The following is a 13,839-nucleotide window of genomic DNA, read 5'->3' as shown; positions in this document are numbered from 1 at the left end:
CATTCTCACTGACTTGTCAACAAAGCCAGTCTGGCACATTGCGATGCCGTTGTGGGAGGGAGCATCCACCCCATCAATTGCGGACAGCAGCCGGTACATACAAATGGGCCGGTCTTACCAAGACCAATGTCGGCTTCACCGTGGTTTGCAGTCACGTGCGCCCTGCGCAGCATCCGACACTTTGGACTCAAACCGGACATAGCCGCCCGTGTACTGAAGCGTCGAAGCGTCCTTGGGTCACCGTCAAAAGGAGACTTAAAACGATCTGGCGTCCAGCGGATGACAACGGTGGCGGAGGCTGTGGGATTCGAACCCACGGGACGCTCTCACGCCCAACGGTTTTCAAGACCGCCGCATTCGACCACTCTGCCAAACCTCCGGTGGACCCGCTTTATGCGGGCAAACGTGATTCGGCAAACCCACATCCAAGGGAAAAATCGCCGACAAACGAATCGCGCGCTTTTCAGATCGAGTGGATCAGGCTATTGTCGCGCCAGAACCCTGCTATAACAGGGCAAATCGTTGTGTCGGACGCGGCACCAATACGGCCCGAAAACGGGCATACAGGCAACAGCAGGCAAGGACTCGGTCCATGAGCAGATATACTTCCCGTCTCACATTTCGCAGCAGCACCGCCCTATTCCTCGCAATTGGCTTGTTGGCCGGATGTGACGAAAGCGGTCAGTTCGTGGCGATGGATGCGTTAAAACGCTCCAACACCTCGGTCGAAGGCACCGCGCCAGACGCGGCACCGATCAAAACAGTTGAACGGGATGTCGAAGCGCCCGATGTCTTCTCAGCCACCGAAGCCGGACTTTGGGACGGACGCCCCTCGCTTGGCGGTGTGTGGGTAGCCCACCCCGATGTTACCGAACCGGAGCGCGTCATTATTCGCAACACGGAAAATGACAAGTTCGTCGTTGGCGCACTGTTCCGCCGGGAACGCGACATTCCGGGCCCACGCCTGCAAATCAGTTCGGACGCGGCCGACGCACTCAGCATGCTGGCCGGTGCGCCATCGCAACTGAACGTGACGGCCCTGCGCAAAGAAGAAGTCGCTGTCGAGCCGGAACTGACGGACGCCGCCGCCGCTGTTGCCGCCCCGGCGGACGTCACGGAAACAACGCTTGATCCGATCGAAAGCGCAGCCGCCGTTCTCGAGGCACCTGCGCAGACCGATGCCGCACCGACTGCACCGCAAGCCGCACAGGGCATCCAGCCCGCCGCGAAACCCACCGCCATACCTGTCGCGGCAACCACACGGCCCACCGCTTCGAAACTGGACAAGCCGTTCATCCAGATCGGCATCTTCTCGGTTCAAGCCAATGCCGAACGGACCGCCACGCAAATGCGCAACGCAGGTGTCATTCCAACCGTGAAAACCTTTGAACGCGACGGTAAGCCATTCTGGCGCGTCGTTGTCGGCCCTGCAGGCACGACATCCGAGCGCAGCCAGTTGCTGACCGCCATCAAGGATGAAGGGTTCACGGACGCTTACGCCGTCACCAACTGACCAGGAGCATACACCCCGTGATCCGCCCTATTGCTGTTGCCGCCCTGTTGATCGCATCCACTGCGCTGCCCGTCACCGCGTTTGAAACGCGAGCGTCAGCAGCATACGTGGTTGATCACACAACGGGCACGGTACTGCTGAACAAGAACGCAGATGATCCGCTGCCGCCTGCGTCCATGTCCAAGCTGATGACGCTCTACATGGCGTTCGAGGCGATTGAACGCGGCCAATTGTCGATGACCGACGAACTGGTCGTGTCTGCGCATGCCAACAGCTTCGGCGGTTCGACCCTGTTTCTTAAGCAAGGCGAGCGGGTCACGGTCGAGGATCTGATCCGCGGCATCATCGTTCTGTCGGGCAACGATGCCTGCGTTGTGATTGCCGAAACGCTCAGCCCCGATGGGACCGAAGCGGGCTTTGCCCGTTTGATGACGCGCCGCGCGCAAGAGATGGGGATGACAAACTCCACCTTTGCCAATTCCAGCGGCTGGCCTGCCGCAGGCCACCTTATGTCCATGCGGGACCTGGGCCTTCTGTCGCAGCGTCTGATTGCGGACTATCCCGAATACTACCCTATGTTTTCGGAAACCGAGTTCCTGTTTGACGAAGAAGAAAGCTCGAACCGGTACAACCGGAACCCACTGCTCACGCTTGGCATCGGCGCGGACGGCCTGAAAACCGGCCATACGCAAGAGGCTGGCTACGGCCTCACCGGCTCGGCCAAGCAAGGGGACCGCCGCGTTGTGTTCGTGATCTCGGGCCTCGATACGGCCGCAGGACGGGCCCAAGAATCCGAAGCCATCGTAAACTGGGCCTTCCGTCAATTTGCCGAACGCACCGTCGTCGAAGGTGGGTCCCGCGTTGCCACCGCACGGGTCTGGGAAGGGGCTGAACCCGAAGTCGGGCTTGTCCCGCAAGAGGACGTGACCATCCTCCTGCCCATTCTTGCTGGCAAAACCGTGGATGCTGAAGTGGTCTATACCGGGCCGATCCAGGCCCCCATTTCCGAAGGGACAGAACTGGCCGAGCTGGTCATCCAACCCGAAGGTTTGCCCGAAGTACGTATTCCCCTGGTGGCCGAAGCCGACGTGGCACATGGCGGCTTCCTGGCCAAGCTTTCTACCGCAGCCCTGTCGCTGATTGAACGGATGAATTCAGGCAACACAGCCGAAGGTGACGTGTGACGTCCAAAGGGCACTTTATCACCTTCGAAGGCATTGATGGTTCCGGCAAATCCACGCAAGCGCGGATGCTGGCGGATCGTTTGCGTGACGAAGGCCACGATGTTGTTCTGACACGCGAACCCGGCGGCAGCCCAGGGGCCGAGGAAATCCGCGCGCTTGTCCTGCAAGGGGACCCCGACCGCTGGTCCGCCGAAACCGAGCTTTTGCTGTTCACAGCAGCCCGCCGGGACCACATGGAACGGTTGATCCAACCTGCGATCGATGCGGGCCAGATCGTCATCTGCGACCGCTTTGCCGACAGTACACGTATGTATCAGGGCCTCAGCCGGGGCGACCTGCGCTCAAAGGTCGATGTGTTGCACGACCTGATGATCGCGCGCGAACCCGACCTGACCATCCTGATCGACATGGATCCCGCACAGGGCCTTGCCCGCGCCAAAGGGCGTCAAGGGGTCGAGGAACGGTTCGAGGATTTCGGCGCCGACCTGCAAAAGAAAATGCGCGCCGGGTTCCTTGCGCTCGCCGACGAATACGCCGATCGCTTCCGCACCATTGATGGCGGGCGCGCCATCAACGACGTGGCCACCGACGTGCACGCTACGACCATGGCCCATCTGGCTTCTTCTGACTGAAAATACGACGGGAGACGGCGCGGATGCGCCGGGGGGCTGGCCCCCCTCCCCGCTCCGATGCTAGAGCAATCCCATGGCTGACGAGACCCAAGACCCAACCCGCGTTCCCGGCGCACCGCACCCGCGCGAGACGCAGACGCTGATTGGTCAGGATGCGGCGCAACAGGCATTCCTGGACGCGTTCAACACGGGCCGCCTGCACCATGCGTGGCTGCTCACCGGCCCGCGCGGCGTGGGCAAGGCCACACTGGCCTGGCGCATCGCCCGCTTTCTGCTCGCCACACCTGACCCAGACCCCGACGACATGTTCGGCGCCCCCGTGCCCGCAACGCTCGACGTCTCGCCAGATCACCCTGTCGCACACCGCATCGCGGCAAGCGCGGACCCGGGTCTCAAATCCGTACACCGGACCGAAAACGAAAAGACCAAGCGGCTGCGCGACCAGATCACCATCGACGATATCCGCGCACTCGGCTCGTTCTTCCAACTCTCGTCAACTGACGGCGGACGCCGGGTGGTCATCATCGATGCCGCCGACGATATGAACGTGAACGCAGCCAACGCGCTCCTGAAGATGCTGGAAGAGCCGCCGGCCCGCACCACGCTCCTGCTGATCTGCCACCAGCCCAGCCGCCTGCTGCCCACGATCCGATCTCGCTGCCGTACACTCAGGCTCGGCACGCTCAGCTCCACCCAGATGGAACAGTCGATGGCGCAGGCGGGCATTGACCCCGGCCCCGATGCCGCCGCACTGGCCGAACTCAGCGCCGGATCGGTGGGCGACGCGCTGCGCCTATCCCTGCTCGACGGGCTCAAGCTCTACCGCGAAGTCATCCACCTGCTGGGAACCCTTCCAAATCTCGACCGCGCCCGCGCGCTGGCCCTTGCCGAAGCCGCGGGAGGGCGCGGGGCCGAAGAAAAGCTCGACCTGCTCTACACACTCATTGACGTAGCCCTTGGCCGCCTCGCCCGCACCGGCGCCCTCGGCCACCCCCCGCAGGTCGAGGCCGCCCCGGACGAGGCAGCGATCCTTACCCGGCTGGCCCCGAACGCGGCCCAAGCCCGCGCCTGGGCGGACACTGCACAACAGGCCCTGGCGCGCGCACGCCATGGTCGGGCGGTCAACCTTGACCCTGCCGCCCTCGTCCTAGATACGCTGTTCAAGCTTACCGACACGGCCCCTGCCCGATGACGCCAGAAATCACCGACAGCCACTGCCACCTCGACTTCCCTGATTTCGACGGACAGCTGCCCCAGATCATCCAGAACGCCGCCGACGCGGGCGTCACCCGCATGGTCACGATCTGCACCAAGCTGCGGCTTGAACCGCAGGTGCGCACCATTGCCGAAGCATATGCGCCGGTCTTCTATGCGGCCGGCACCCACCCGATGAGCGCAGCGGACGAGCCACTGGCGACAACAGATCAGCTGATCGCGCTGGCCGACCACCCCAAATTCGTCGGCATTGGTGAGTCTGGCCTCGATTACCACTACACATCTGAATCCGCCGACATCCAGAAAACCTCCCTGCGTATCCATATCGATGCCGCACGGCAAACCGGCCTACCCCTGATCATCCACGCCCGTGCAGCGGATGACGACATGGCCCAAATCCTGACCGAAGAACACAAACAGGGGGCCTATAGCTGCGTCATGCACTGCTTTTCATCATCGAAGGCACTGGCCCACGCAGCACTCGATCTGGGCTTTTACCTCAGCATGTCCGGCATCACGGCCTTCCCCAAATCGCAAGATCTGCGGGACATCTTCGCCGAAGCGCCGATGGACCGCATCCTCGTGGAAACAGACGCGCCCTACCTCGCGCCGCCACCCCACCGGGGCAAGCGCAACGAACCGGCCTATACAGCGCATACGGCGCGCAAAGGGGCTGAAACCATGGGCCTCGACTACGCCGACTTCGCCGCGCAGGCACAAAAGAACTTCGACCGCTTGTTCTCCAAGGCGGCGGCCTACACAGTGCCCGCATGAGCGACACCATAACCTTCACGATCCTGGGCTGCGGCTCCTCCGGCGGCGTGCCCCGGCTGGGCGGCCACTGGGGAGCCTGCGACCCCGAAAATCCCAAGAACAGAAGGCAGCGCTGCTCGCTGCTGGTCGAACGCAAAAGCGATGCTGGCACCACAACCGTCCTTGTCGACACCTCCCCCGACCTGCGCAACCAACTACTGAACACCAACACCGGCAGGCTCGACGGGGTGATCTACACCCACGCTCATGCGGACCATGTCCACGGGATCGACGACCTGCGCATGATCGTCTTCAACATGCGCGAACGGCTGCAGGTCTGGGCGGACGGTGACACGCAACATGACCTGATCAGCCGCTTCGGATACGCCTTCGTACAGCCCAAAGGCTCGCCCTACCCCCCGATCCTTGAACTCAACACGATCAACGGCGACACAGTGATCGACGGTGCCGGCGGGCCGATCACCTTCACCCCGTTCAAGGTGAACCACGGCAGCATAGACGCGCTTGGCTTCCGCATCGGCGACGTGGCCTATCTGCCCGACGTGGCACAGATCCCAGATGCGGTATGGGACCAGCTCGACAACCTCGACACCTGGATTGTCGACGCGCTGCGCCGCGACCCGCACCCAACACACAGCCACCTCGCAAACACGCTTGAATGGATCGACCGGGTCAAACCCCGCCGCGCGATCCTCACGAACATGCATATTGACCTCGATTACGACACGGTCCTGTCCGAAACGCCCAACCACATCGAACCCGCCTTTGACGGGCTGACGGTGACGCGCCCCGTGTCCTGACCTTCCCTGTTTCAAAAAAATCCCCGCCGGAGGCTCCCGCCCTCTGACACCGCCGCAAAGGCCCGAACATGCAAGCGCTCCTCGACGTCATCCTGCCAGTCTTCCTGGTGATCGGGTTCGGCTATGTCGCGGTCTGGCGCGGGATGTTCAGCCCGCAAGGCGTCGACGCGCTGATGAAGTTCAGCCAGAACTTCGCGATTCCCTGCCTGCTCTTCTCGGCCATCGCCACGCTCGACCTGTCCACGAGCCTCGACATCCGCCTGCTTGGCAGCTTCTACACTGGCGCAGCGACGGGCTTTGCGCTCGGCACGGCCGGGGCGTACTTCATCTTCAAACGAGATATCGAAGACAGCATCGCCATCGGCTTCTGCTGCCTCTTCTCCAACTCTGTCCTGTTGGGGCTCGCCATCAACGAACGCGCCTATGGTGCCGGCGCCTTGGCCGGAGCCTACGCGATCATCGCCTTCCACTCACCCTTTTGCTACGGGCTGGGCATCACCGCGATGGAGATTGCGCGCAACCGCGGTCAAAGCCCGCTGATCATGGCACGCGGCGTGGCCCGCGCCATGTTCCGCAATGTGCTGGTGCTGGCGATCATGGCAGGCTTCGTCGTGAACCTCAGCGGGATCACCCTGCCCGGCGTGCTCAGCGACGGGCTAGACCTCGTGATCCGGGCAGCCCTGCCCACCGCGCTCTTTGCCCTTGGCGGTGTGCTGATCCAGTACAAGCCCGAAGGCGACGCACGGGTCATTGCAATGGTCTGCGCGATCTCCCTGCTCATCCATCCCGCCATCACCTTCACGCTGGGCAACGCCCTTTCAGTGCCGACAGACGCCTACAAGGCTGCCGTCCTCACAGCCGCGATGGCACCGGGGGTCAACGGCTATATCTTCGCCAACATGTACGGACGGGCAAAACGCGTGGCCGCCACCTCCGTTCTGGTGGCAACGGCGCTCACGATCCTGACGGCGTGGATGTGGCTGGTGGCTCTGGGATAGCCAGCTTGGCGCGACGTGCACGGGCCAGCTCTGCATTCAAAGCCCCCCCGAGCAGCACCAGATAGGCGCTGATGAACAACCACATCAGCATCACGATCACCGCCCCGATCGAACCATAGATTTCATTGTACCGGCCAAAGTTCTGCAAATAGATGGAAAATCCGCTCGACGCGGCAATCCAACAGATGACGGCGAACACAACGCCGGGTGAAATCAGGCGCGGGCGCCTCCCCTCTAAATTCGGACCCAACCGATAGATGACGGCAAACCCCACCAGAAGAACCCCGATACCCACGCCCCAGCGCAACAGCTCAACCCCAAGGTTGGCCCAAGGCCCCAAGGGCAGAAACGCAAGGACAACCGGCACCACCACGATGCATGCCATCGCGATAAGGACAACGCCGATCAGGCTCAGCGTCAGCAGAAAAGCCCGCAGATACTGCGACAGCCCCGACCGGTTCGGCGCATCGTAAATAGCGTTCAATCCCTGCATGAGCGCGGCAACCCCCGCACGCGCCGACCACAGGGCAAACCCAAAGGACAACAGCGACGCCCACCCAAGGGTCAGACCATCCGTCGTTGCCAGTTTGGTCAACTGGGCCGTGAGCAGGACATAAACATCCGACGGGATCAGGGCCCGAAACTCTTCAATCTGCTCCAGCGCCAGGGCCGGATCACCAATGATCCCCCACAAGGCGATGGTTGCAGCAATGCCTGGAAACACCGCGAGGATGGCATAGAACGCAACCCCGGCCGCAATCAGACCCAAATGCTTTTCGTCATTCAAACGGATCACATGCGTCACGGCGCGCCACCAAAGGGCGGCATCCTTGGGGGTTTTGTCTGTCATTTGTGGATGCGTCATATGGTGCCAAGCGTAGGGAACGCGCGCAGCTTTCTCAACAGCACTGGTCCGGGTTTTGAATGGACCCCAAGTGGCGCAGATAAGAGAATAAGCTTCGAACCAAACCGGCCTCACGTAGCCGAAGGCGGTAGGCCAATCAAAGTGGTGCGGCCGGCGAGACTCGAACTCGCACGAGTGTTACCTCACAGCGACCTCAACGCTGCGCGTCTACCAATTCCGCCACGGCCGCACGCCTTGACTTGGTGAGCGGGGTTTAGCGATGAACGCGCCCCTTGCCAAGACCGAAAACTCAAAGAAAAACCGGGGCCGTGGGTCGGCCCCGGTGTCACTCCTCAAACGGGGTGTCTATCAGTCGCTCGCCAGACCAAAGGTTGGCAACGCAGCAGGCTGCACCGTGGGTTGGGCGGGTGCCACCAGACCGGAGTTTGATGTCCCCAGACGCAGCGATGCCTGACGCAGCAACTCGACACGCTCGGGCTGACCGGGTGCGAACACGGCCGGTGCGCCGGAATCAACGGCCTTCAGCCCTTCGGCATACCAGACACGGGCGCTATCAATCCGTTTGCTGGTGCCAAAGCCCTGCGCCAGATGGTGACCCATCATCTCACCGTAAACCTGGTCGCCCATGGCAAAGAGCATCAGGGCCGAGCCCAGCGCGACGTCCATGTTGTCCGTCCGGTAGCCGACACCCATGCAAATCTTGGCGGTGCCCTGCAACTGCGCGGGGGACATGCCTGTTGTCAGGATGAAGCCCGCAACATCCTGAACCACTTCAGGCTGCGACTTGAGCGCGAGGGACGCCACATAGGGCTGCATCGCCGGACCGAACTGCTCGCACTGCGAGGCAACCTGAGCAGGGGTAAAGCCCTGCACCTTGGCAATCATGTCCTCGCTCGTGGCGATGGCATAGGTCCGCGCCAGGCAGAACTGTTCGTTCAGCGCGACATCCGGGTCGGTCATTGCCGCCGCCGTGGTGAAACCACCATTGGTGTTGGTCAGCAGCGACACGGTGTTGCAATGCGATGCAAGCGATGCGGTTGCACCACCGCCAAGGAAGTTGGGCAAGGCAGGTGCCGCGGCTTCTGTTGGTGCCGCGGGCGCCGCTGCTTCGGGTGCCGCTGCGACGACCGTGGTTGTCGTGGTCGTACCAACGGTCGGCGTGACCGGCTGCGGAGCAACGACAATGGTCGTGTTCGGCGCCAGCGGCACAGCGGGCTGCTGGCCCGCCAACTCCGCGCGGTAGGTCTTGAGAAGGCCGCGCGTGCCATCCGGTGTCGTCGCGATCTGCTGCGTGACGGCATAGCCACCCGCCTGTGCGCGGTTGTAGGACGTGATCAGCAGGTTCTGCTCAAACGGGGTCAGCTGGCCGGTCGCGGGATAGCCAAGGTAGGCTTGGTAGGACGACACCGCATTTCTGGACCGGCGGCCCAATTGCCCGTCGACAGTGCCCGCGTTGAAGCCGAAATAGTTCAGCGACGCTTGTATCTCGCGCCCTTCCTGCGTGGATGGCAGGCGCGGCTTGTAGGTCTTCTTGGTATAGGTGCGCTGTGTCGCCTTTCGGCGCTGGTTCTGCTTGGTGGCCGCATGACCGACGATGCCGCCAATAATGGCACCGGCCACGAAATCACCTGCATCCGCGGTCACACGCGTTGCGGGAACAATGGCCATGGACAGTGCAACGAAAGAAACAGCAATGGATTTTGTAAACATGAATAACCCTCCAGAATATGCGCGTATGCTATCAATTTCGCGCCATTTGGGGAGTCACAAATTCCATACCTGCCCGTTCAGCGGCCCAAAAGCTTGAAACTTGGGCTCATGAGGGTGATGTAGGCCGAAGCAACAGCGCCACAGGAGCGCAAATCATGCCCGACACAGATTCAACCGTCATAGATATCGACATCGTTTCAGACGTGATGTGCCCCTGGTGCATCGTGGGATTCCGTCAATTGGAACAGGCTCTGGGCACAACAGGCATGGGCGCGCGCGTGCGGTGGCACCCGTTCGAGTTGAACCCGGACATGCCGCCCGAAGGTCAGAACCTCGCGGAACACATCGCCGAGAAATACGGCTCCTCCCCCGAACAATCCGCGCAGAACCGGGCGCATATGCAAGCCTTGGGTCGCGATCTGGGCATCGACTTCGCGTTCTCGCCCGACAGCCGCATCGTCAACAGCTTCGACGCCCATCAGCTTCTGGACTTTGCCCTGGCCCAAGGGCTGCAACACCCACTGAAGCTGGCGCTGTTCAAGGCCCACTTCACCGACCAACGCGATGTCTCTGACCGCGCCGTTCTTCTCGATGTCGCAGAAAGCGTTGGTCTGGACCGGTCAGAAGCAGAAGATGTCCTACAGTCGGGCAAACTCAAAGACAGCGTCCGCGAGAAACAGGCCTTCTGGACTTCGAACGGTATTTCCGGGGTCCCGTCCATGGTGTTTGGCGGCAAATACCTGGTTACAGGTGCGCAAGGGGCAGAGAACTATGCCCAGATCCTCCGCAAGGCGGCCGAGGACGAGGCGAGCTGACGCAATGGTCGAATGGATCACGACCCCGGGGCTGACCGATTACCGAGAGGCCGAGGCCTGGATGGAAGCGCGCGCGACCGCGATTGCGGCAGGTGAGGCCGAGGAATGCATCTGGCTGGTCGAACACCCGCCACTTTACACCGCAGGCACGTCAGCCAAGTCTGACGATCTGACCGATCCGGATCGCTTTCCCGTTTTTGAAACGCGACGCGGCGGCCAGTACACCTATCACGGTCCCGGGCAACGGGTGGCCTATACCCTGCTGAACGTGGGCAAGCGCGGACACGATGTGCGCGCCTTTGTGCAGGACCTCGAGGCGTGGGTGATCGCCACGCTGGACACGTTCAACGTCAAGGGCGAGATCCGCGAGGGGCGCGTCGGGGTCTGGGTCACACGCCCCGAAAAGCCGCTCCGCCCTGACGGCGGGCTGGCCGAAGACAAGATCGCCGCAATTGGCATCCGGTTGCGCAAATGGGTCAGCTTCCACGGCCTGAGTATCAATGTCGAACCCGACCTGTCCCATTTCGATGGGATTGTGCCCTGCGGCATTGCCGAACACGGGGTGACGTCATTGGTGGACCTTGGCCTGCCCGTGACGATGGAAGACGTGGACGTGGCCCTGCGCCAAAGCTTTGATAGCGTGTTTTCAGACCAAGCGTGATCCCAAGGCCGCTTGCGCGACACCATGTTTTGGGGGGCTCTGCCCCCGCCTGCGGCTCCCCCGAGGTATTTCCAGCCAGAAGAAGAGCTTAGCCGACCATCCCGGACAGCGCCCGTGCCTCGTATCCTTTCATGACTGGGCGCACGCAGCGGCTGGCGCACATCAGCAATTCCGGGAACAGCCGGGCGATTTCGGCGGCCACCGCCCACTCTTCGCCGTCACCATACTCTGCAGCCTCAGCGGCTTCACGAGTGAGATGGAAGCTTTCCGTTGGCGCACCTTCGGCAAAGATCACTTCATGTCGGTCCATCAGGATATGGTAGTAGGTCACCGTCCGCATCGGTGCGCGGTAGATCAGGTCGCCCCGCACAAGGTTTGCAGCACTCACCAGCACTTCGTCAGCCCCAAACAGCATCTGCGCCCGCCAGTCCGAGATCAGCATGCGGTGCGCGGGCGATACGATCAGGTCACGGTCATTGCCCAGTGCCCCGGCCGAGATATGGACAGGCGCAAGCGCGCCCGATCCGTCAACCTGGCGGCGCAGGACAGCCCGGACAGGCCGGTCGCCGTTGTCCCATGTGCGCAGGCGCATACCTTTGCGCAGGTTTTGCACCTCGACCGGCCCATCCACCGTGTCGATCAGCGCACCTTTGGTGAAACAAGCGACGTTGGTGTTGTCAAAGGTCAGATCGCCGCCGGTGACACCGGTCATGGTGATCGATCCGCCCAGACCGGTATTGTCGCTGAAATCGCCCACTGACTGGTTCAGGACACCGTCATCTGCCAGATCTGCGCGCAGCTCAAAGATGTTCGTGTAATACGAGTTCAGGTCGATGAAGTCGTTGTTGGTCTGGTCATCATCCGTGATCGACCCGGAATTGCCGGCATTGAAATCCGTAATGACATCGTCGCCGTCGCCCGGATTGAAGACATAGACGTCGTCGCCTGCCCCGCCCGTCAGCGTGTCGTTGCCCGTGCCACCGCTCAGCGTGTCATCGGCGGTGTCCACCCGCACGACGCTGAAATTGTCGATGGCAAAGCTTTCGTTGGTGATACTGGAGTTCAGCGTGCTGCCCAGACCCAGGTCCAGCGTTTCCGGCGGATTGTCGATCGTGATCACGACATTCATGATCGTGTCTTGCGAGTTCGAGACCGATGCGCCGGTGGTATAGCCCAGCTCACCCGTGGCGGTGTTCGTGAAGTCCAGCGTGTAGGTCGCCCCGTCCGCCCCGACAAACGTCTGGCTGGCCGGGGAAGACGTGTCGCCCGCGAGGTGGCTGAAACGGACCTCTTCCCCGTTCAGGGTGATGATGAAGTCTTCGCGATCCCAGCTGTCCAGAAGCAGCGCGTCAAACTCGACCTGTACCTGCTCGGCATCCGCACCCAGATCAAAGCTGCGCTCGGTGGCGATGGTGTCATCCGGTGATCCAAAGCGCCCCAGCGACGTGCCAAGGTCGGGGTCCGTCTCGGTCGTGTTGTTGGTCCAGCCGCTGGCGCCGCTTTCAAAGTCATCCTCGTACAGTGTCGTGGTGTCGGTCCCGTCGTCGCCCACCAGGACGTCAGCTCCCGCACCGCCCACAAGTCTGTCCGATCCCTGATCACCCTCCAAGGTGTCCGCGCCACCACCGCCTTCCAGCGTATCATCCCCGGTGCCACCGCTCACGCTGTCACTGCCACCACCGCCAGTCATTGAATCGTCGCCCGATCCACCTGTTAGCGTGTCAGCGCCACCATTGCCCTGAACAAAGTCATCCCCGCTGCCGCCATCCACGCTGTCATTGTCGGTGCCGCCAGACAGGGTGTCATTGCCGCCGTCGCCGAAGATGGTGTCGTTCCCTGCCCCACCGTCGATCACGTCGTCGCCTTCGACGCCAGCAGGCGTGCCCGTTACCGAATACTCCGGACCCGGCGGCGTGCCGATCATCGACGAGGTCAGAAGGTTTTCGCTGGCATTGCCCGTATCCGGCCCACTGATCGTGGCCGACAGCGTGTCACCCCCCCGGTTTTCCCAATACCGGATCTGGATCGTGTAGGTTTCGTTCGGGTCCAGCGTGACATCGCCAAAGCGCGTGGTCGTCCCTTGATGAAAGTCGTTGTTCAGATAGTCCAGTGTGCCACCGGTCTGGTTGCTGAACTGAAGCGGATTTCCATTGGAATCAAAGATTTGGATGGTCGATCCATCATCTGACGATGTGGTCAGACGGTAGGTGCCGCCACTCGCAACGTTGAGCGTGCTGGTATAGATGACGCCGAAATCTTCGGGGTTGCCGGTGGTGCCGCGCACCGTGTTGGTCAGCCCGCTTTCATTGAAATCGGTGACATAGCCCGATCCGGTGCGCACACCGCTTTCGATGTCAAAGGCCTGCCCCGCCGACGACGAAAAGTCGAAATCGAATGTCTCGAAATGCCACGCGCCTTCGACCGGGCCGTCTCCGCTCAAAACATCGGCGCCGTCACCACCGCTGATCGTGTCAGAGCCAAAGGCGCCGGTCAGCGTGTCGGTCCCGGTTGTACCGGAGATGACCTGGTCACCTTCGGTGCCAGGATTTGTATTGTCGTTCGTTGCCATGTGCTGCACTCACTGCTCGACGCGTTGATACGTCTTTGCGCTTGGTTTTGGCTGTGGATTCGGGCGTGAGGAAGGATGAATAACGCCTCGAATGGTCCTTTAT

General features: G+C 61.8%; 12 protein-coding genes and 2 tRNA genes. 9 read left to right on the top strand and 5 right to left on the bottom strand.

Features of this window, described 5'->3' with window-relative positions:
• Positions 1 to 289 precede the first annotated feature (289 nt).
• Positions 290 to 379 (bottom strand) — tRNA-Ser (locus tag Q1A75_RS16200).
• Positions 380 to 592: 213 nt separating this feature from the next.
• Here Q1A75_RS16200 and Q1A75_RS16195 point away from each other — a divergent pair.
• From Q1A75_RS16195 to Q1A75_RS16165, 7 genes are all read left to right on the top strand, one after another.
• Positions 593 to 1,513, top strand: a complete 921-nt coding sequence (locus Q1A75_RS16195) for an SPOR domain-containing protein (RefSeq protein ID WP_299546121.1) — start codon at positions 593 to 595, stop codon at positions 1,511 to 1,513.
• Positions 1,514 to 1,530: 17 nt separating this feature from the next.
• Entirely contained in the window at positions 1,531 to 2,697 is a 1,167-nt protein-coding gene (locus tag Q1A75_RS16190; protein WP_299546119.1) for a D-alanyl-D-alanine carboxypeptidase family protein, read from the top strand.
• A complete protein-coding gene (gene tmk, locus Q1A75_RS16185) occupies positions 2,694 to 3,329 on the top strand; it encodes a dTMP kinase (RefSeq protein WP_299546117.1) in 636 nt (211 codons plus the stop codon). The genes Q1A75_RS16190 and tmk overlap by 4 nt, the downstream gene beginning before the upstream one ends.
• A 73-nt stretch (positions 3,330 to 3,402) precedes the next feature.
• Entirely contained in the window at positions 3,403 to 4,521 is a 1,119-nt protein-coding gene (locus Q1A75_RS16180; RefSeq protein WP_299546115.1) for a DNA polymerase III subunit delta', read from the top strand.
• Complete coding sequence (locus tag Q1A75_RS16175; RefSeq protein ID WP_299546114.1) at positions 4,518 to 5,318, top strand: TatD family hydrolase; 801 nt, start codon at positions 4,518 to 4,520, stop codon at positions 5,316 to 5,318. The genes Q1A75_RS16180 and Q1A75_RS16175 overlap by 4 nt, the downstream gene beginning before the upstream one ends.
• Entirely contained in the window at positions 5,315 to 6,118 is an 804-nt protein-coding gene (locus tag Q1A75_RS16170) for an MBL fold metallo-hydrolase (protein ID WP_299546112.1), read from the top strand. The genes Q1A75_RS16175 and Q1A75_RS16170 overlap by 4 nt, the downstream gene beginning before the upstream one ends.
• Positions 6,119 to 6,186: 68 nt before the next feature.
• Complete coding sequence (locus Q1A75_RS16165; RefSeq protein ID WP_299546110.1) at positions 6,187 to 7,116, top strand: AEC family transporter; 930 nt, start codon at positions 6,187 to 6,189, stop codon at positions 7,114 to 7,116.
• On the opposite strand, the gene Q1A75_RS16160 is transcribed toward Q1A75_RS16165, so the two are convergent.
• The 3 genes from Q1A75_RS16160 to Q1A75_RS16150 all read right to left on the bottom strand — a co-directional run bounded on the left by Q1A75_RS16160 (position 7,073) and on the right by Q1A75_RS16150 (position 9,691).
• Complete coding sequence (locus tag Q1A75_RS16160) at positions 7,073 to 7,966, bottom strand: YihY/virulence factor BrkB family protein (RefSeq protein ID WP_299546108.1); 894 nt, start codon at positions 7,964 to 7,966, stop codon at positions 7,073 to 7,075. The genes Q1A75_RS16165 and Q1A75_RS16160 overlap by 44 nt on opposite strands.
• A gap of 157 nt (positions 7,967 to 8,123) precedes the next feature.
• Positions 8,124 to 8,210: transfer RNA gene (locus Q1A75_RS16155), tRNA-Leu, on the bottom strand.
• Between the two features lie 119 nt (positions 8,211 to 8,329).
• On the bottom strand, positions 8,330 to 9,691 hold the full coding sequence (locus tag Q1A75_RS16150; RefSeq protein ID WP_299546106.1) for a peptidoglycan-binding domain-containing protein: 1,362 nt from the start codon (positions 9,689 to 9,691) through the stop codon (positions 8,330 to 8,332).
• A 155-nt stretch (positions 9,692 to 9,846) separates the two neighbouring features.
• Here Q1A75_RS16150 and Q1A75_RS16145 point away from each other — a divergent pair, with 155 nt between their 5' ends.
• Both Q1A75_RS16145 and lipB read left to right on the top strand, forming a co-directional pair.
• Entirely contained in the window at positions 9,847 to 10,506 is a 660-nt protein-coding gene (locus tag Q1A75_RS16145; RefSeq protein WP_299546104.1) for a DsbA family oxidoreductase, read from the top strand.
• 4 nt (positions 10,507 to 10,510) lie between these two features.
• Positions 10,511 to 11,167: a lipoyl(octanoyl) transferase LipB gene (gene lipB, locus Q1A75_RS16140; RefSeq protein ID WP_299546102.1), complete on the top strand. Its 657-nt coding sequence runs from the start codon at positions 10,511 to 10,513 to the stop codon at positions 11,165 to 11,167.
• An 88-nt stretch (positions 11,168 to 11,255) separates the two neighbouring features.
• Here the strand turns inward: lipB and Q1A75_RS16135 are convergent, their stop codons facing one another.
• Positions 11,256 to 13,736 carry a Hint domain-containing protein gene (locus Q1A75_RS16135; RefSeq protein ID WP_299546100.1) on the bottom strand — a complete coding sequence of 827 codons (2,481 nt, stop codon included), beginning with the start codon at positions 13,734 to 13,736 and terminating at the stop codon, positions 11,256 to 11,258.
• Positions 13,737 to 13,839: the final 103 nt, after the last annotated feature.

It is taken from the genome of uncultured Tateyamaria sp. (assembly GCF_947504105.1).
In the GTDB taxonomy this organism is placed as follows: domain Bacteria; phylum Pseudomonadota; class Alphaproteobacteria; order Rhodobacterales; family Rhodobacteraceae; genus Tateyamaria.
This window is presented reverse-complemented; position numbering and strand designations above follow the sequence as displayed.